The following is an 18,624-nucleotide window of genomic DNA, read 5'->3' as shown; positions in this document are numbered from 1 at the left end:
TTGAACAACAAAAGAAAAACAGGGTTCGCCGGCGTGGCCTGCGTTCTTGGTGTGATGCTGGCCATACAGTTCCAGACGACGAACAATCCCGTAACAAGAGATACTCGAGATATGTGGGAACTTCGTGCGGACTTGGAAAAAGAAAAGCAAAGACAGCAGGATCTCAACAATGAAATTAAAAAGTATCAAGCCCTTTTGGATGATTATGAACAATCGCGAAAGAAGGAAAAAACAGAAGCCATGGAAAAAGCGCTTCATGATTTAAAAGAAGCGGCAGGTTTGACAGAAGTGAGCGGACAAGGAATCCTGATTACAGTCGAACCATTTAATGAAGGAGAAGCGCCAAAACTCTATCCAGAATTGATCAGACGGCTGATCAATGAACTGAACCGATATGAAGCAAAGGATATATCGGTGGATGGCCAGCGTATTATTTCGACTACACCAATCAGGGAAGTTAATGGTGAAACCTACATAAATAACCAGCCTCTTGGCTCATTTCCAATAGAAATCAAAGTCATTGCAGACGATGCCCAAAAACTTCAAAATAAAATCATTGCTTCGCAATCTGCGGAGGATTTTGTGAGGGAGAACCTATATATTGATTCAAAGCCACAAAACCAGCTGACACTGCCGGCCTATGATAAACCGATCCGTGTGAAATACATGAAGCAGGCAAAGGAGGAATTATAATGTGGCTGCCGGTCTTGGCTTTAATCATTGGTCTGGTGCTGGGTTTTTTATCGGAAATACGGATTCCGGTGGAGTATACAAACTATCTTTCCATCGCAGTCCTGGCTGCGCTTGACACACTTTTCGGAGGGATCAGGGCCCATATGCAGGGGAATTTTGAGGATAAGGTTTTTATCAGTGGCTTTTTCTTCAACATCCTGCTCGCTGCCGGCCTTGCCTATTTAGGTGTCCATCTTGGAATTGATCTATATCTGGCAGCAATATTTGCTTTTGGAGTCAGATTGTTTAATAATATAGCTGTCATTCGCCGGCTGGTAATATCAAAGTGGAGCAAATCAAGAAAAAACACTTAATTTCTTAAAAACTTAAGAAAAAAAAGAGGGAATATTCCTTGCTTGTGGAATTTATTCCTTAATTAACCCACTCGTATACCGATATAATTACATAACGGATAGACGAATAGTATATAACGGACATTTTAAACTCAAGGAGGTGCCAAAGAATGAACAGCAATGAGATTTATGTAAGTTTAGACATCGGTACATCCAATATTAAAGTTATCATTGGAGAAATGACCAGTGAATCCTTTAATGTAATTGGTGTAGGTCACTCAAAATCAGCAGGTATTAAAAAGGGATCTATTGTTGATATCGATGAAACTGTTCGTTCCATAAAAAGAGCGGTAGAACAGGCAGAACGAATGCTTGGTATACCGATTAATGCAGTAATTGTTGGTGTGAAAGGAAATCATGTACAGCTGCAGCCGTGCCACGGTGTAGTCGCTGTATCCAGTGAAGACCGTGAGATTGGAGACGAAGACATTGCTCGTGTGATTGATGCGGCGCAAGTGGTTTCAATTCCTCCTGAACGGGAAATTATTGACGTCATACCCGGGCAGTTTATTGTTGATGGAACCGATGAAATTATAGATCCGCGCGGAATGCTTGGAGTCAGGCTGGAAATGGAAGGAACGATCGTAACAGGATCCAAGACCATCTTACATAATTTATTGCGTTGTGTAGAAAAAGCCGGCCTGCAAGTGGCCGATATCTGCCTTGAACCGCTGGCTACTGCTTCTATAGCCCTCACAAGGGATGAAATGGATTTAGGAACAGCCTTGATCGATATCGGCGGCGGATCGACGACTGTGTCTGTATTTGATCAGGGAACAATGCAGATGACAACCGTTCTTCCATTCGGCGGAGAGTTCATATCAAAAGACATATCAATCGGACTTCGAACGACTGCTGAAGATGCAGAAAAAATAAAGCTTAAACATGGACACGCTTTTGTTGACCATGCATCAAAAGACGAAACGTTTTCTGTTGCTCAGATCGGATCCTCATCAGAACAGGAGATCAGCCAGTACGATTTAGCTCTCATTATTGAAGCTCGTATTGCTGAAATGCTGGAACTTGCGGATGAAGAGCTCGTTCGAAGAGGATATGGAGATCTGCCAGGAGGATTTGTTATTACTGGCGGTGTTGCCGCTATGCCCGGGCTGCTTGAACTGGCACAGGAAATCTTTCAGAACAATGTCAGGGTCTCCCTGCCGGATTATATCGGCGTTAGAGAGCCGCAGTATACCACGGGTATCGGACTTATTCAATTTACTTACCGCAACATTAAGGTACAAGGAAAAGAGGTTGCTTCTGCTCTTACAGAAGGAGCAGAGGTCCAGCATAGAAAGAAACAGCCTCAAGCGGCAAAACAGCAAAGCGAGAAACCCGCTGGCGGCATGAAATCCAAAATGAAAAATTGGTTTGGTTTATTTTTTGAATAAGAGACAGGTAGTCACTAGGAGGAACGCTCATGTTAGAGTTTGATATGAACATGGATTCATTAGCTACAATTAAGGTTATCGGTGTAGGCGGAGGCGGAAGCAATGCTGTTAACCGCATGATCGAGCACGGAGTACAAGGAGTAGAGTTCATCTGTGTGAATACGGATGCACAGGCTTTAAACCTTTCAAAAGCGCAGATCAAAATGCAGATTGGGTCTAAACTAACGAGAGGACTGGGTGCAGGAGCCAACCCGGAAATCGGAAAAAAAGCGGCTGAAGAGAGCAGAGAACAGGTTGAGGAAGCCCTTCGAGGAGCGGATATGGTCTTTGTTACGGCCGGTATGGGAGGCGGTACCGGAACAGGTGCAGCACCGGTAATCGCAGAAATTGCAAAAGAAATGGGTGCACTAACAGTAGGTGTTGTAACCCGTCCGTTTACTTTTGAAGGAAGAAAACGCTCTACTCAAGCCGTTGGCGGTATCAGTGTATTTAAGGAAAAAGTAGATACATTGATTGTTATTCCAAATGACAGATTGCTAGAAATCGTTGATAAAAATACTCCGATGCTTGAAGCCTTCCGTGAAGCGGATAATGTACTGCGTCAAGGTGTACAAGGGATCTCAGATTTGATCGCTGTACCAGGATTGATCAATTTGGACTTTGCCGATGTTAAAACCATCATGACCGAAAAAGGTTCTGCTCTGATGGGTATCGGAATTGCTACCGGTGAAAACAGAGCGGCTGAGGCCGCACGCAAGGCAATTTCATCACCATTGCTTGAAACTTCAATCGATGGTGCAAAAGGTGTTCTCATGAATATTACCGGAGGAGCCAACCTCAGTCTATATGAAGTGAATGAGGCGGCAGATATCGTTTCCTCAGCTTCTGACCCAGAAGTAAACATGATCTTCGGATCTGTTATTAATGAGGACTTAAAAGATGAGATTTTAGTAACTGTTATTGCGACAGGATTCGATGAAAGAGAAAATATGCAAGCGATGCAGGCACAGGCACAGCGTCCGAAGTTCCAGCAGCAGGCTCCTAAGACACCAGCAAGCCAAGGAAGCCAGCGTGAGGAAGTAACGAACGAAAGCCGTCCGGCTCAGCCGTCACAATCGGATGCAGACACACTGGACATCCCAACTTTCCTTCGAAACAGAAACCGTAACCGCAGAAGATAATTGAGAAATACAGAAGCTCCCTGCATTGGTCCGACAAGCGCTGGAGCTGGACATTACTTCAATGCTGCAAAGCACCTTTCAATGGATTTGAAAGGTGCTTTTTTAATTGTTTTAAAACAAATTCCCATCCATTTTTCAAGCCATAGTTTCTGACAAAATCTCTTAAAATAAAAAGATATCTTGTCTCATAAATTGACAGACTTTCTATTTGGCCTGTTTTATACTGGTTTCATCTCTTAAGAAAGGAGAAAACAAATGACACTTTATCTCGATGTCATTTGGTTTCTTAATTTTTGCATTGATTTTCTTCTCATCGTTTTAACAGGAATGGTGTTAAAACGCAAAATGCAAAAATGGAGACTGGTTGCGGGTTCTTTCGTCGGGTCTTCTTATGTTCTGCTGCTATTCATTCCTACGGATATCAGTATGTATCATCCGCTCATCAAATTTGTTTTTTCCTTGATCATCATGGTTGTGTCTTTTGGATATCAAAAGTTTTCTTATTTCGCGAAAAATGTCGGCATGTTTTATTTTGTTACCTTTGTTACTGGAGGGGGCCTGTTTGCAGCACATTATTTTTTACAGACAGATCTAACCATCATGAATGGAGTATTCGCGACTAAAAGTACAGGAAAGGGTGATTTGTTAAGCTGGGCGTTTGTATGCATCGGGTTTCCGTCAGTGTGGCTGTTTTCCAAACGAAGAGTGGATGACATCAAAGTTCAGAAACTTCATTACACGGAAATTGTGAAGGTTGAAATTAAAGTAGAGGATACATGCATACACGCCACAGGTTTGATCGACAGTGGAAACAAGCTTCACGATCCAATTACCAAGGTGCCGGTCATGATATTGGATCTGAATACCCATGCAGAACATCTGCCTCCCGAAATCGCAGCATTCTCAAAAGACATTGAGACGTTAAATGATGGAGGCATCATGGAACATTCATGGGAATCACGTCTGCGGATCATTCCGTTTCGTGCGGTCGGGAAAGACAGCGAATTTCTGCCAGCCATCAAACCCGATGAAGTGGTGATTACGAGTAAACAGGGCAGCTTTTCTTGCTCTAGAGTTCTTATCGGATTAACGTATACGGTATTATCCAGTGAAAATACGTTTACTTGCATTGTTCATCCAGAAGTCATGTCCAACGGGATTGAAAGCATAGCAGCCTCATAGAACAAAGAGAGGGGAGAATGGCAAAGTGAAAAAGCTTCGTCTGAAACTGACGCTTCTTTGGTACAAACTGTTAATAAAGCTGGGGATTAAAACAGAGGAAATCCACTATATAGGCGGACATGAAGCATTACCGCCGCCGCTGAGCAAGGAGGAAGAAGCTATACTTCTTGAAAAGCTGCCGACCGGTGACAAGGCAGCAAAGTCATTGCTCATCGAGAGAAACCTAAGGCTCGTTGTCTATATCGCTAGGAAGTTTGAAAATACAGGAATCAATATAGAGGATTTGATCAGCATCGGAACCATCGGATTGATCAAAGCGGTAAACACGTTTAACCCTGAAAAGAAAATCAAACTAGCTACATATGCATCCAGGTGCATTGAGAATGAAATCCTCATGTATTTGCGCAGAAATAATAAAACACGTTCAGAAGTTTCTTTTGATGAACCGCTCAATGTGGACTGGGATGGAAATGAACTTTTATTATCGGATGTCCTCGGAACAGAAGAAGATATCATCACACGCCGATTAGAGGCGAATGTGGATCGAAAACTGCTTCTCAAGGCTTTATTTACTTTAAACGACAGGGAGAAACAGATCATGGAACTTAGATTCGGGCTATCAGGAGGCGAAGAAAAGACCCAGAAGGATGTTGCAGATATGCTGGGTATTTCTCAGTCCTACATTTCAAGATTAGAGAAGAGAATTATTAAACGGCTGCAAAAGGAATTTAATAAAATGGTCTGACCGGAGGCATATGCCTCTTTTTTATTTTCGTTTTTTTCTTGGTTAGCATCGATAATGATGGTTGAAAGACGTTTCACCCTTCACCTGAATCAGGACCATAAACTGAAGATGCTTTTGAAAAAAATTTCCAGCTTATTTAAGCTGTGCTGCCATATGATTTCCGTTCTCTGCCTCCAATCATCGGGATGATGCAACTGCATAAAAAATCCTGCCAGGGAAATACTGACTTTGACAATAAACTCCCGGTAGGAGGGAAATCCATTGACCCGAAACAAAGTAGAGATCTGCGGAGTAGACACGTCTAAGCTTCCAGTATTAAAAAATCCCGAAATGCGTGAATTGTTCACAAAGATGCAGAACGGGGATCCTACTGCACGAGAAACGTTAGTAAACGGCAACCTGCGCTTGGTTCTCAGCGTTATCCAGCGATTTAATAACCGCGGGGAGTTTGTGGATGATTTATTTCAGGTCGGCTGCATCGGCCTCATGAAATCCATCGATAATTTTGACCTTGGTCAAAATGTTAAATTTTCCACATATGCAGTGCCTATGATTATTGGTGAGATAAGAAGATATTTGCGGGACAACAATCCCATACGGGTATCGCGTTCTCTGCGTGATATCGCCTACAAAGCTCTTCAGGTAAGAGACCAGCTTATGAATAAGCTTTCAAGAGAACCTACAGCACAGCAGATTGCAGAAGTGCTTGAGGTGCCAAAAGAAGAAGTTGTTTTTGCACTGGATGCTATACAGGATCCCGTTTCACTTTTTGAGCCTATTTACAATGACGGAGGCGATCCTATCTATGTTATGGATCAGATCAGTGATGATAAGGCTAAAGATTTTCAGTGGATAGAAGAGATCGCGTTAAAAGAAGCGATGAGACGACTTAACGAAAGAGAAAAAATGATCTTGACGATGAGATTTTTTCAAGGGAAAACTCAGATGGAGGTCGCTGATGAAATCGGGATCTCCCAGGCCCAGGTCTCACGACTGGAAAAAGCGGCAATATCACAGATGAACAAAAATATACAGAGCAGTTAAAAGCCAACCCGCTGATGAAGCGGGTTGTTTGCTGTACATGAATTCATAAGCCCGCTCATATAGATAGTAAAAAGAAGGGCGGGGATACGATGATGAAGATTTCTGACTTTCAGGTCAAGGACGTCGTAAATGTGGCAAACGGCAAAAAACTTGGACATATCGCTGATTTGGAGATTAACTTAAGCACCGGAAAAATCGAATCACTGATCATTCCGGGACCGGGAAAAATGCTCGGTTTTTTTGCAAGAGAAAGTGATATCGTCATACCATGGAGAAATATTGTGAAAATCGGCACTGATGTCATTCTTGTACGGTATATGGATGCCCAGGAAGCCGGTGAATACATTAAAGAGCCTTTCGATCAGCTGAAAAAGTAAATAGCATTATACCCCATGACTCATCTGTGATAAAATAAATAGCATAATAATCCAATATTCGTCTCCATTTGATAATACTTTTTCACAGAAGGAAGTGTGCGGTTTTGAGAGCTGAACCATTTGTACAACAAGGCAGCATGTATAAACTGGCTGACTGGATGGACCAGCATCCCGGATTAACAGCAGGAATCACATCACGGCACAATGGTTTTAGCAAGCATCCATATGAATCATTAAATTTAGGATTTCATGTCGGAGACCACCCGGAGGATGTTCTGAAAAACCGGAAGAGCGCAAGTTCAGCCATTGGCGCTTCTTTGGAGCAGTGGGTGGGCACTGAGCAGGTGCATGATAACATCATCAAAAAAGTAACGAAAGAGGATGCCGGAAAGGGCGCCAAAGATTTGGCAAGTGCGATTAAAGGCACCGATGGAATATATACCGCAGAAGAGGATCTACTACTCACATCACTTTACGCTGACTGTGTGCCCCTTTTCTTTATGAGTCCTGCCAACCAACTTGTTGGCCTTGCCCATGCGGGCTGGAAAGGAACGGTCGGCAAGATTGGAGCAAACATGGTGGGTCAATGGGTGGATGCCGAAGGTGTCCAGCCCGAGGACATCATTGCAGCTATAGGCCCGTCGATCGGCAGCTGCTGCTATGAGGTTGATGAATTTGTCATAACAAAAATAAACAAAGTGCTTCATGGTGATCCGGCAAAATTTCCATACCATCAGGTAAACAAAGAACATTATATGCTGGATTTAAGGGAAGTAAATAAAATGATCCTGATTGAAGCAGGAATGAAAGAAGAAAACATCATTGCGACTTCCTATTGTACAAGCTGTATGAATGATCAATTTTTTTCTCATCGCAAGGAACACGGGAAAACGGGCAGGATCATGAGCTATATCGGGCGTTTGAAAGGAGCAGAACGTGAATATCCAGCAAAATCTTTCAGTCATACAAACGAACATTTCTGAAGCATGCAAGAAAAAAAACAGAAATCCAGAGGACGTTAAAGTCATTGCCGTTACGAAATATGTGAGTACAGAAACGGCGATTAAGGCGGTGAAATCAGGCGTTTCACATATCGGTGAAAACCGTCCGGAGGGACTCAAGGAAAAGTACAATGTTCTAGGCCGGGATGTGACGTGGCATTTTATCGGGTCTCTGCAATCAAGGAAGGTGAAGGAAATTCTTCCGTATGTGGATTATATCCATTCACTGGACAGGCTTTCTCTTGCAAAGGAGATCGATAAGAGAGCAGACCGTGTCATCGATTGCTTCGTTCAGGTCAATGTATCCGGGGAAGAAACAAAACACGGCATGCCTGCTGAAACAACCCTATCATTTGTCGATAAAATGAGGGAGTACCCAAATATTCGAATTGTAGGGCTGATGGCCATGGCTCCTAATACAGAAGAAGAGGAAACCCTTCGTTCTGTATTTTCAACACTCAAACAGCTGCAAAATGACATACAGGCTAAGCATTATGATTTTGCGCCATGCAAAGAGCTTTCCATGGGAATGTCCAATGATTATGAAATAGCTGTCCAGGAAGGAGCGACGTTCGTGAGAATTGGGACCAGCCTGGTCGGCAAAGAATTTTAGGAGGTGCCAATCATGAGCATTAAGAACAAATTCAAGCGTTTTTTTGATCTTGAGGAAGATGAATATGTATATGAAGAAGTGGTTGAAGAGAATGGTGCAGAAACTGGAGAGAACAACGAATACCCCCCTGCCCATGCGAAGAAAAACAAGCAGAACGTTGTCAGCCTTCAAAGTATACATCAGCAATCTAAAGTCGTCCTTGTGGAACCGAGAGTCTATGCGGAAGCACAGGACATCGCTGATCAATTAAAAAACAGGCGTGCGGTCGTCATGAACCTGCAGCGCATTCCCCATGATCAGGCAAAACGGATCGTTGATTTTTTAAGCGGGACCGTTTATGCGATCGGTGGAGATATACAAAAATTAGGCCCTAACACATTTTTGTGTACACCGGAAAACGTAGATATCTCCGGTTCGATATCGGAAATGCTGGAAGGCGAATAAGACGAGGACGGTGCTTTCTTTGATATACCAGATTGGGGACATTATTTCTGAACTTTTCACTATCTACCGCTATATAATCGTAGCTTACATATTAATGTCGTGGTTCCCGAACGCAAGGGAATCTTCGATAGGCCAATTTATCGCCAGAATCGTGGAGCCTTACTTGGCGCCGTTCAGGAGAATCATCCCTCCCCTCGGCATGATTGATATTTCTCCGATCGTTGCACTATTTGCACTGTCGTTTGCACAATACGGTGTAAGAATGGTCGTTTACTGGATTGCCCAATACCTGGCATAGGAGCATAAATGAACATATATCAGCATTTTCGAAAAGAAGAATATCCATTTATCGATCAAGTGCTGCAGTGGAAGTCTGAAGCTGAAGAACGTTATTCTGTAAAACTCACCGATTTCCTTGATCCCCGGGAACAGGATATCGCTGGGAGCATGATTGGAAAAGGCTCGGAAGCTTCCCTGTCGTTCTGGGGAGGCTCTTCTTTTTCTGAGAGAAAGAGAGCCTTGATCTATCCGTCCTATTTTCAGCCGGAAAAAACAGACTTTGAAATTACTGTACTGGAAGTGAACTATCCGACTAAGTTTGTAACGATCGAGCATCGGGACGTACTCGGTTCTCTGATGAACCTTGGAATGAAGAGAGGAAAGTTTGGCGATATTCTTCATAGCCAGGACAGGATGCAGATCATTGTGGCTGGGGATGTGAGTGACTTTGTCCGGCTTAACCTGGAACGGATTGGAAAAGCGGCGGTCAGACTGAAAGAAGTTTCAGAGCATGACCTCATTCTCTCTGAAGAGGCATATGAAGAGAAAGAAGGAACGGTTTCCTCATTGCGGCTAGATGTCGTTCTTTCCGAGATTTATCGCCTTTCCAGGTCCAAAATCAGCCCGCTCATTACCGGGTCTAAAGCCAAGGTCAACTGGAGGATCACAGAAGAGGCCTCGTTCCTAGTTGAACCAGGAGATTATTTATCGCTTAGGGGATATGGCCGCAGCAAACTGATCGCAGTGGAAGGAAAAACAAAAAAAGACAGATGGCGGATAAGATACGGAATTTTACAATAAAGATGATACGGTCTAGAAGGAATGGCATGACTATTGTCGAAACTAGGTTAGTAATAGAAAGCATCATTAGTGGAGGTGGCGGAAATGCCTTTAACACCATTGGATATTCATAATAAAGAGTTTACCCGTGGATTTCGCGGTTATAATGAAGATGAGGTCAATGATTTTCTTGACCAAGTCATAAAAGATTATGAATCAGTGATCCGTGAGAAAAGGGAATTGGAAGAAACAGTTGAAAATTTGGAAGAGAAGCTTTCCTATTTTAAAAATATTGAAGAAACGTTAAACAAATCCATTCTTGTTGCGCAGGAAACGGGTGAAGAGGTAAAGCGAAGCGCAACAAAAGAAGCGAGGCTGATCGTCAAGGAAGCCGAAAAAAATGCTGACCGCATCATTAATGAATCCCTTGCTAAATCCCGTAAGATCGCAATGGAGATTGAAGAACTTAAAAAGCAATCTTCTGTTTACCGCACACGATTCCGTATGCTCATTGAGGCACAGCTTGAAATGCTTAAAAATGAAGACTGGGATGCTCTTCAGCCAGCGGAACGCGGGGAAGAGTACGAACTGGAGATGAAATAGAACGCTTGACGTTTTTTCAACCAAAGCATATAATTTTTTAAAGATTATTATATTTGGCAACGATGAAAGGGAAAGTATGTAGAGTACCCATTTATTGCAAGCGAGCCGGTGATGGTGGAAGACCGGTAAATGGACTGTACAGAAGATCACCCCGGAGTTTCCAGGCTGAACCTATTAAAGTAAGCCTGGCGTTCGATCACGATACGATTTTAAAGCGGGTTTCTTATTTAGGAACCTATTAGGGTGGTACCGCGGGTGGCCTTCTCGTCCCTTTACAGTGACGAGAAGGCCTTTTTTATATGCGTAGACATAGTTTGATTTGATTTTCGAGATGCAGGAGGAAAAATATGAATTACAAAGACACGTTATTAATGCCGAAAACAGAATTTCCGATGCGGGGCAACCTGCCGCAGCGGGAACCAAAAGTTCAAGCCAAGTGGGAAGAGATGGACATTTACAATAAAGTTCAGGAACATACAAATGGACGCCCTTCCTTTATTCTTCATGACGGACCTCCCTATGCTAATGGAGATATCCATGTAGGCCATGCGGAGAACAAAATCCTTAAAGATATGATCGTGCGTTATAAATCCATGTCGGGCTATCATGCACCATATGTTCCTGGCTGGGATACACATGGACTTCCAATTGAAACCGCCTTAACGAAGAGCGGAAAAGTAAAAAGAAAAGAGATGTCGGTTGCTGAATTCCGCAAGAAGTGTGAAGAGTATGCCCTCACTCAAGTAGACCGCCAGCGTAATCAGTTTAAACGGCTGGGAGTGCGAGGTGATTGGGAGAACCCTTATATTACATTGAACAAAGCGTATGAAGCTCGTCAGATCGAAGTATTTGGCGAAATGGTGAAAAGAGGATTCATCTATAAAGGTTTAAAGCCTGTTTATTGGTCTCCTTCATCTGAATCGGCATTGGCGGAAGCGGAAATCGAATACTATGACAAGCGTTCGGCATCCATTTATGTAGCTTTCCAAGTAAAAGACGGGAAAGGTGTGCTCGACCAGGACGTCAGCATCGTCATCTGGACAACGACCCCATGGACGATTCCGGCAAACCTCGGTATCTCTGTTCATCCTGATCTTGACTATGTGGTTGTTGAAGCAGAAGGAAGAAAGCTTCTGGTAGCGCAAGCATTAGTCGAACAGCTTGAAAAAGAATTGGATTGGAAGGATGTCTCTGTTCTAAAGACCGTAAAAGGTAAAGAGCTGGAGTACATTGTTGCTCAGCATCCTTTTTATGACAGAGAATCCCTCGTTATGCTGGGTGACCATGTCACGACTGACGCTGGAACAGGGTGTGTCCATACGGCACCGGGGCACGGGGAAGATGACTTCCTTGTTGGTAAAAAGTATGGCCTTGATGTGCTTTGCCCCGTTGATGACCGCGGTGTGATGACAAGTGAAGCTCCTGGCTTTGAAGGTATCTTTTATGATGAAGCAAACAAACCAATCACAGAAAAACTTCAAGAAGCTGGTGCGTTGTTAAAACTATCGTTCATCACTCACTCCTACCCGCATGACTGGAGAACGAAGAAACCGGTAATCTTCCGTGCCACCGCTCAATGGTTTGCTTCCATTAAGGGAATGCGTGGAGAGATGCTTGCTGCCATTAAAGAAGTCAACTGGATCCCAAACTGGGGTGAAACCAGGTTGTTCAACATGATCAAGGATCGTGAAGACTGGTGTATTTCAAGACAGCGTGCATGGGGTGTTCCGATCCCGGTCTTCTATGCTGAGAACGGTGAACCGATCATGACAGAAGAAACAATTGCCCACGTTGTTAAGTTGTTCCGCGAACACGGATCCAATGTCTGGTTTGAACGTGATGCAAGAGAACTTCTTCCTGAAGGATTCACTTCCGAGCATAGTCCTAACGGACGTTTTACTAAAGAAACAGACATTATGGATGTGTGGTTTGACTCTGGTTCTTCTCACTGGAGCGTACTTGAAGAACGTGAAGATTTGTCCCGTCCGGCAGATCTTTATCTGGAAGGCTCTGACCAATACCGAGGCTGGTTTAATTCATCGCTTTCTACATCAGTAGCGATCACTGGGAAAGCTCCTTATCAATCAGTCCTCAGCCACGGCTTCGTTCTTGATGGTGAAGGAAGAAAAATGAGCAAGTCGATCGGGAACGTCATGGACCCGATTAAAGTGATGAATCAGCTTGGCGCAGACATTATCCGCCTATGGGTATCTTCTGTAGACTATCAGTCAGACGTCCGGGTCTCCGATGATATTCTTAAACAAGTGGCTGAAGTGTACCGTAAGATCCGTAACACGCTGCGTTTCTTGCTGGGTAATTTAAACGGTTTTGATCCAAAAGCCAACGCCGTACCTTTTGAAGAGCTTGGCAAGATTGATCAGTATATGCTGGTTAAACTCAATAAACTGACCGACCGGGTGAAGAAGGCGTATGACGAGTATCAATTCCTCACTGTATATAATGCGATCCATAACTTCTGTACAATCGACTTGTCCTCTTTCTATCTGGACATTGCAAAGGATACGCTTTATATTCAAGCAGAAGATGATATCAAACGCAGAAGCATCCAGACGGTTCTTTACGAGGCACTCGTATCTATAACGAAACTGACGGCTCCGATTCTTGCCCACACGGCAGATGAAGTTTGGGACTATATCCCTGGAGTTACTGAGAAAAGTGTACAATTAACAAGTATGCCTGATACTGTGTCTTATTCTGGAGAAAACCAATTACTAAAAGATTGGGATCGATTTATGGATCTCCGTGATGAAGTTCTCAAAGCACTGGAAGAAGCGAGGAATGCGAAGGTCATCGGAAAATCTCTCACAGCATCCATCACTTTGTATCCTTCAGAAAATGTGAAGACTTGGCTTGAAGGGATAGAAGACCTCAATAAGCTATTCATCGTGTCTGAAGCGGTGATCGGCGGCACAAAAAACGAAGCTCCTGAAGGCGCAGCACATTACGAACATCTGGCTGTTGCTGTTAAACCAGCTGAAGGTGAAACGTGTGAGCGCTGCTGGGTTGTTACACCCGAAGTCGGTTCTGATGAGAAACATCCAACCCTCTGTGCATCATGTGCTGAGATTGTAGCTGAAAACTACAAAAATTAAATGTTTCATCGTTGCTGAAGCAAAAGAGCTGTACTTCTCAGCCTGTAATCAACAGGTTGAGGGGAGCAGTTCTTTTTTTATTGTCTGCTTTTCATCGGACATTCACCTTATCTCTTGTTCAGCAATAAAGTAAAGGCAAGGAGGCGCGCGCGAATGGAACGTCTATTAGACAGGGAGAACGCATCATTATTGCCAGTCGGTTGGAAAAGGGAGGCTTTCCTGGCTTTTCATCAAAAAATGATCAATCAAGAGCGTAAGTTTCCTTGCATTCCTGCGATACAAGGCTATCAGCTGAATCATATACGTTTTGGTTTCGCGCCTGCACCCGAACATGAAAAAGCACCAGCTGTTTTTGCACGTTTGCTGGAGTCCTATGGTTCGTGTTCACGTGAAACCGGCGATTATTCTGCACTGGTTGTATTCTTTCATTCTCCCTCTGGCCCGGGTGCAGGAGCAAAGAACGTGGCAGCTTACGAGAACATTTTCTGGGATCTTATGATCAGAACCCATAAGATGGACAAAGAACCTTGGCCTGTGCATATTTCTCCAGATCCAGAGGATAGGACATGGGAATTCTGCTTCGGTCAGGAACAATACTTTGTATACTGCGGAACACCGGCACACGAAAGAAGGTACAGCCGTTACTTTCCTTGCTTCATGCTCGCTCTTACCCCTCGATGGGTGCTTTCCCGTTTTAATGAGGATAAAAAAAGGGCAGACAAAATGTCAGATTGGATCAGGAGCCGGCTGTTATCTTATGATACTGCGCCGATTCATCCTGAATTAAAAAAGTATGGGGATGAAGATAATAAAGAATGGAAGCAATATTATTTAAGGGATAACGAAACAGCCGCATCCGTTTGTCCATTTCATCATCTGCGGGGGAACGGCCCGCAACCTAACAATGGCAACTGATGTAATGGGCGGAAAGAGGCAGGCAGAACCCCTGCTTTTTTCTATGCACAACAGGAATCCAAGCTCAATTTAATTCACGCTTTAGATTGTGCTCGGCCTTCTGCCTGTGCTAAAATTTGAAAGTACAAACTTAGGAATCGGAGGAAACAAAGTGTATTATTATCTTCTGGCGCTTTTGGTGCTTGGCCTCGACCAGGTGACAAAATGGTGGATCGTTAAAAACATGAATTATGGACAAAGTATAACCGTGATCGAAAATGTTTTTTACATAACCTCACATCGGAATAGGGGAGCTGCCTTCGGTATACTTCAAAATCAGATGTGGTTTTTTATCATCATTACGATTGCTGTTATTGCAGCAGTGATCTATTATATGCAAAAGCATGCGAAACACCAGCCGTTGCTGCGCACAGCACTTGGACTTGTTCTCGGCGGTGCCACTGGAAACTTTTTGGACCGCATCATCAGAAAGGAAGTCGTTGACTTTCTTGACGTTAAGATATCGAGCTATAATTATCCGATTTTTAATGTAGCCGATTCAGCACTTGTAGTCGGTGTTATTTTGATTTTTATTCAAACATTAATGGAAAGCAAGAATAAGAAGGAGAACATGAATGGAGCACATCGAGGTTAAGATAGACGAAGAATACCAATTCGAGCGGATCGACAAGGTGGTAACTTCTATTGAATCAGACTGGTCACGGTCTCAAGTTCAAAACTGGGTGAAAGACGGTTTGGTAACGGTCAACGGAAAGACAGTCAAAACGAACTACAAATGCAATGCCGGTGACGTTATTTCGATCACAATTCCTGATCCGACCATCTTGGATGTTGTAGCTGAAGAGTTGGATCTGGATATTGTTTATGAAGATTCAGATGTGCTTGTAGTGAACAAGCCAAGAGGAATGGTGGTTCATCCTGCTCCTGGCAATTATTCAGGCACGCTCGTTAATGGGCTCATGGCTCACTGCAACGATTTATCGGGAATAAATGGAGTGCTGCGCCCAGGCATCGTGCACCGTATTGATAAGGATACCACTGGACTGTTGATGGTTGCTAAAAACGACATGGCCCATGCATCTCTTGTGAGCCAGTTAAAGGCAAAGACAACAACAAGAAAATACAAAGCCATTGTTCACGGTGTGATGCCTCATGATAAGGGGACGATTGATGCACCGATCGGAAGAGACAAGAGTGACCGTCAAAAGATGACGGTCACAGATGAAAACAGCAGAGATGCTGTGACCCATTTCAATGTCCTGGAAAGATTCAATGATTTTACACTGGTGGAATGCCAGCTGGAAACCGGCAGAACACATCAGATTCGTGTACATCTGAAATATATCGGCTTTCCTCTTGCCGGCGATCCGAAGTACGGCCCCAAAAAGACACTGGATATCAATGGACAAGCCCTGCATGCTGGTCTGCTAGGCTTTGAACATCCGCGCACGAAAGAATATATGGAATTTGAAGTTCCACTTCCAGATGATATGGAACAGCTGCTCGACAATCTTCGACGGAAAATGGGTTGACAGGTTATCTTCTTTCTGTAATAATGAAATCAAATGAATAGTCCTTTAACGACAGTCCCGTGAGGCTGAGAAGGAAAACGGATTTAGGCTTATGGTCTAACTATGTCCTCTCACCATATGGGTGAGAGGAATTTTTTATGGGCCGTTTTCAAAGGATGATTGTAACATATCCTATAAAGAAGAAGGTGAGCAGGTCATGCAAAAGGCAGTCATTATGGACGATCAGGCGATTCGCCGGGCATTGACAAGAATTGCCCATGAGATTATTGAGCGAAACAAAGGGATTGAAAATGTCGTACTCGTTGGCATTAAAACCAGGGGTGAATATTTGGCAAAACGTCTCGCTGAGCGGATCCAGAACATCGAAGGAAAACCGGTTAATGTCGGTGACATCGATATCACTCTTTACCGCGATGATCTCAAAGTAAAGACTGAGAATCTTGAACCCGAGTTAAAAGGAACCGATATTCCTGCAGATATTACCAATAAGAAAGTCATACTAGTGGACGATGTTCTGTTCACAGGACGAACAGTTAGAGCGGCGATGGACGCAGTTATGGACATCGGGCGCCCTGCGTCCATTCAGCTGGCTGTCCTCATCGACAGAGGTCATCGTGAGCTGCCGATCCGGGCTGACTTCGTTGGGAAGAATGTACCAACATCAAATACAGAAATTATTTCCGCTTCCGTAGCGGAAGTCGATGGAGCGGATGAAGTTTCCATCCACGAAAAAAGCAAATAAGAACGTCCCTTTAAATCGAGTCCAGAGAGGCTAGCAAGGGAGGTTTGGATGACAGGCTGCAGCATCAGGCAGATCTGTGTATTCAGCACAACCTCCTTAACTTGCAAAGGAGGTATTTTTTATGGGTAAAAACAAGAACGAAAATACAAATCAACAGGACACAACCCAGGCAGTGCTTGATGTCCGGGATGTACCTAAACTTCATCAATGGATCACATTGAGCCTGCAGCATCTGTTTGCCATGTTTGGTGCCACAGTACTTGTCCCCTTCCTGGTGAAACTGGATCCCGGCGTTGCACTGGTTTCCAGCGGCCTTGCCACACTGGCTTACTTGCTTGTAACGAAAGGCCAAATCCCTGCTTATCTTGGTTCTTCCTTTGCGTTCATTTCACCGATCATTGCTGTAAAAACCCTCGGAGGGCCAGAAGCAGCGATGGTGGGAAGTTTCCTTGCAGGTCTTGTTTACGGTGCTGTGGCGCTGATCATTAAGACGAGCGGTCTGAAATGGCTGATGAGAATCATGCCTCCTGTAGTCGTCGGCCCTGTTATCATCGTGATTGGACTGGGACTCGCCAATACAGCGGTTAAAATGGCGATGAACAATCCGCATACGAACGAATACAGTCTGTCCTACTTCACAGTCGCACTGTTCACACTGGCTGTCACAATTGTATGCTCTATGTATTTAAAAGGAATTTTTGGAATCATCCCGATCCTGATCGGCATCATCGCAGGCTACCTCTTCGCATTATCAAGGGGTATGGTCGATCTGTCGAAAGTAAAACAAGCCAGCCTGATCGACGCACCTGATTTTATGTTCCCGTTTGTATCCTACACCCCGCACTTTTCCTGGTCTATCGCTTTGATTATGATGCCGGTGGCCACAGTGACGATTGCGGAGCATATCGGGCACCAGCTCGTCCTGAGCAAGGTTGTAGGAAGGAATTTTCTAGAAAAACCGGGACTGCACCGATCCATTCTCGGTGACGGAATCGGAGTAATGATCGGATCTTTTATCGGAGGGCCGCCAGTGACCACTTACGGTGAAAACATCGGTGTCCTTGCCATCACAAGAGTGTTCTCAGTGTTTGTCATCGGGGGAGCAGCCGTAACGGCCATCTGCTTCGGCTTTTCAGGAAAGGTTACGGCGCTGATCAGCTCTGTACCAACCCCTGTCATGGGAGGTGTTTCCATTCTGCTATTCGGGATTATCGCCTCTTCAGGCCTTAGAATGCTTATCGACAATCAAATTGATTTTGGCAACAAACGAAACCTGATCATCGCATCCGTTATCCTGGTCACAGGGATCGGCGGAGCAGTCCTACAGTTTACCGAAACAATGCAGGTCGCGGGAATGGCGCTTGCCACTTTAATCGGTGTGTTCTTAAACCTGATTCTCCCAGGCCGTGATGAAGATTCTGAATTGCTGAATAAAATGTTTGGAGTATCCGAGAAAGACCCAGCTGCATAATGAACACCTTTTAACTGAGTCCGAGAGACTTAGAAGGGTGAAACCGGCAGAAAGAGCGTAAACGCTTTTTCAAGTCTGGCCACACCCTGACCAAAACCGTCAGGGTGTTTTTTTAGAAAAAACAAG

Annotated in this window: 20 protein-coding genes and 1 other annotated feature; all 20 genes read left to right on the top strand. The window is 44.1% G+C overall.

Annotated features, from left to right (window positions below):
- The 20 genes from QYF49_RS11030 to QYF49_RS10935 all read left to right on the top strand — a co-directional run bounded on the left by QYF49_RS11030 (nt 1) and on the right by QYF49_RS10935 (nt 18,498).
- Nucleotides 1-693: a DUF881 domain-containing protein gene (locus QYF49_RS11030; RefSeq protein WP_290399643.1), complete on the top strand. Its 693-nt coding sequence runs from the start codon at nt 1-3 to the stop codon at nt 691-693.
- Nucleotides 693-1,046: a small basic family protein gene (locus tag QYF49_RS11025; protein ID WP_290399642.1), complete on the top strand. Its 354-nt coding sequence runs from the start codon at nt 693-695 to the stop codon at nt 1,044-1,046. The genes QYF49_RS11030 and QYF49_RS11025 overlap by 1 nt, the downstream gene beginning before the upstream one ends.
- Before the next feature lie 149 nt (nt 1,047-1,195).
- Nucleotides 1,196-2,476, top strand: coding sequence for a cell division protein FtsA (ftsA, locus tag QYF49_RS11020; protein WP_290399641.1), 1,281 nt, complete (start codon nt 1,196-1,198; stop codon nt 2,474-2,476).
- Nucleotides 2,477-2,505: 29 nt separating this feature from the next.
- The gene (gene ftsZ, locus QYF49_RS11015) at nt 2,506-3,657 is read left to right on the top strand and encodes a cell division protein FtsZ (RefSeq protein ID WP_290399640.1); all 1,152 of its coding nucleotides are present in this window, start codon (nt 2,506-2,508) and stop codon (nt 3,655-3,657) included.
- A 255-nt stretch (nt 3,658-3,912) separates the two neighbouring features.
- On the top strand, nt 3,913-4,839 hold the full coding sequence (gene spoIIGA, locus QYF49_RS11010) for a sigma-E processing peptidase SpoIIGA (protein WP_290399639.1): 927 nt from the start codon (nt 3,913-3,915) through the stop codon (nt 4,837-4,839).
- Nucleotides 4,840-4,864: 25 nt separating this feature from the next.
- Complete coding sequence (sigE, locus tag QYF49_RS11005; protein WP_290399638.1) at nt 4,865-5,584, top strand: RNA polymerase sporulation sigma factor SigE; 720 nt, start codon at nt 4,865-4,867, stop codon at nt 5,582-5,584.
- Between the two features lie 261 nt (nt 5,585-5,845).
- Nucleotides 5,846-6,628: an RNA polymerase sporulation sigma factor SigG gene (sigG, locus tag QYF49_RS11000; protein WP_062231643.1), complete on the top strand. Its 783-nt coding sequence runs from the start codon at nt 5,846-5,848 to the stop codon at nt 6,626-6,628.
- Between the two features lie 89 nt (nt 6,629-6,717).
- On the top strand, nt 6,718-7,005 hold the full coding sequence (locus QYF49_RS10995) for a YlmC/YmxH family sporulation protein (RefSeq protein ID WP_290399637.1): 288 nt from the start codon (nt 6,718-6,720) through the stop codon (nt 7,003-7,005).
- 104 nt (nt 7,006-7,109) lie between these two features.
- Nucleotides 7,110-7,988 carry a peptidoglycan editing factor PgeF gene (pgeF, locus tag QYF49_RS10990; RefSeq protein WP_290399636.1) on the top strand — a complete coding sequence of 293 codons (879 nt, stop codon included), beginning with the start codon at nt 7,110-7,112 and terminating at the stop codon, nt 7,986-7,988.
- Complete coding sequence (locus QYF49_RS10985) at nt 7,942-8,619, top strand: YggS family pyridoxal phosphate-dependent enzyme (RefSeq protein WP_290399635.1); 678 nt, start codon at nt 7,942-7,944, stop codon at nt 8,617-8,619. Before pgeF ends, QYF49_RS10985 begins: the two co-directional genes overlap by 47 nt.
- 12 nt (nt 8,620-8,631) lie before the next feature.
- On the top strand, nt 8,632-9,063 hold the full coding sequence (locus QYF49_RS10980) for a cell division protein SepF (RefSeq protein ID WP_290399634.1): 432 nt from the start codon (nt 8,632-8,634) through the stop codon (nt 9,061-9,063).
- Nucleotides 9,064-9,085: 22 nt separating this feature from the next.
- Nucleotides 9,086-9,361 carry a YggT family protein gene (locus QYF49_RS10975; RefSeq protein WP_290400423.1) on the top strand — a complete coding sequence of 92 codons (276 nt, stop codon included), beginning with the start codon at nt 9,086-9,088 and terminating at the stop codon, nt 9,359-9,361.
- A gap of 8 nt (nt 9,362-9,369) precedes the next feature.
- Complete coding sequence (locus QYF49_RS10970; protein WP_290399633.1) at nt 9,370-10,143, top strand: YlmH family RNA-binding protein; 774 nt, start codon at nt 9,370-9,372, stop codon at nt 10,141-10,143.
- Between the two features lie 84 nt (nt 10,144-10,227).
- Nucleotides 10,228-10,725: a DivIVA domain-containing protein gene (locus QYF49_RS10965; protein WP_290399632.1), complete on the top strand. Its 498-nt coding sequence runs from the start codon at nt 10,228-10,230 to the stop codon at nt 10,723-10,725.
- A 53-nt stretch (nt 10,726-10,778) separates the two neighbouring features.
- Nucleotides 10,779-11,000 (top strand) — a binding site (T-box leader).
- A gap of 72 nt (nt 11,001-11,072) precedes the next feature.
- Complete coding sequence (gene ileS, locus QYF49_RS10960; RefSeq protein ID WP_290399631.1) at nt 11,073-13,838, top strand: isoleucine--tRNA ligase; 2,766 nt, start codon at nt 11,073-11,075, stop codon at nt 13,836-13,838.
- 153 nt (nt 13,839-13,991) lie between these two features.
- Complete coding sequence (locus QYF49_RS10955) at nt 13,992-14,753, top strand: YqcI/YcgG family protein (protein WP_290399630.1); 762 nt, start codon at nt 13,992-13,994, stop codon at nt 14,751-14,753.
- Between the two features lie 151 nt (nt 14,754-14,904).
- Entirely contained in the window at nt 14,905-15,387 is a 483-nt protein-coding gene (gene lspA, locus QYF49_RS10950) for a signal peptidase II (protein ID WP_290399629.1), read from the top strand.
- Entirely contained in the window at nt 15,368-16,285 is a 918-nt protein-coding gene (locus tag QYF49_RS10945) for an RluA family pseudouridine synthase (RefSeq protein WP_290399628.1), read from the top strand. The genes lspA and QYF49_RS10945 overlap by 20 nt, the downstream gene beginning before the upstream one ends.
- Nucleotides 16,286-16,451: 166 nt before the next feature.
- Entirely contained in the window at nt 16,452-17,027 is a 576-nt protein-coding gene (gene pyrR, locus QYF49_RS10940; protein WP_290400422.1) for a bifunctional pyr operon transcriptional regulator/uracil phosphoribosyltransferase PyrR, read from the top strand.
- Nucleotides 17,028-17,148: 121 nt separating this feature from the next.
- The gene (locus QYF49_RS10935; protein WP_290399627.1) at nt 17,149-18,498 is read left to right on the top strand and encodes a solute carrier family 23 protein; all 1,350 of its coding nucleotides are present in this window, start codon (nt 17,149-17,151) and stop codon (nt 18,496-18,498) included.
- Nucleotides 18,499-18,624 lie beyond the last annotated feature (126 nt).

The sequence above is a fragment of the Fictibacillus terranigra genome (assembly GCF_030412265.1).
Classification (GTDB): Bacteria; Bacillota; Bacilli; order Bacillales; family Fictibacillaceae; genus Fictibacillus_C; species Fictibacillus_C terrinigri.
Note: the sequence above shows the minus strand (reverse complement) of the source record. Positions and strands in the feature narration are given on the sequence as shown.

Excerpts from the sequence above, each read along its gene's own strand:
- QYF49_RS11025 (WP_290399642.1), top strand. The coding sequence starts at position 693 with ATGTGGCTGCCGGTCTTGGCTTTAATCATTGGTCTGGTGCTGGGTTTT.
- ftsA (WP_290399641.1), top strand. The coding sequence starts at position 1,196 with ATGAACAGCAATGAGATTTATGTAAGTTTAGACATCGGTACATCCAAT.
- ftsZ (WP_290399640.1), top strand. The coding sequence starts at position 2,506 with ATGTTAGAGTTTGATATGAACATGGATTCATTAGCTACAATTAAGGTT.
- spoIIGA (WP_290399639.1), top strand. The coding sequence starts at position 3,913 with ATGACACTTTATCTCGATGTCATTTGGTTTCTTAATTTTTGCATTGAT.
- QYF49_RS10995 (WP_290399637.1), top strand. The coding sequence starts at position 6,718 with ATGATGAAGATTTCTGACTTTCAGGTCAAGGACGTCGTAAATGTGGCA.
- QYF49_RS10980 (WP_290399634.1), top strand. The coding sequence starts at position 8,632 with ATGAGCATTAAGAACAAATTCAAGCGTTTTTTTGATCTTGAGGAAGAT.
- QYF49_RS10970 (WP_290399633.1), top strand. The coding sequence starts at position 9,370 with ATGAACATATATCAGCATTTTCGAAAAGAAGAATATCCATTTATCGAT.
- QYF49_RS10965 (WP_290399632.1), top strand. The coding sequence starts at position 10,228 with ATGCCTTTAACACCATTGGATATTCATAATAAAGAGTTTACCCGTGGA.
- ileS (WP_290399631.1), top strand. The coding sequence starts at position 11,073 with ATGAATTACAAAGACACGTTATTAATGCCGAAAACAGAATTTCCGATG.
- QYF49_RS10955 (WP_290399630.1), top strand. The coding sequence starts at position 13,992 with ATGGAACGTCTATTAGACAGGGAGAACGCATCATTATTGCCAGTCGGT.
- QYF49_RS10945 (WP_290399628.1), top strand. The coding sequence starts at position 15,368 with ATGGAGCACATCGAGGTTAAGATAGACGAAGAATACCAATTCGAGCGG.
- QYF49_RS10935 (WP_290399627.1), top strand. The coding sequence starts at position 17,149 with ATGGGTAAAAACAAGAACGAAAATACAAATCAACAGGACACAACCCAG.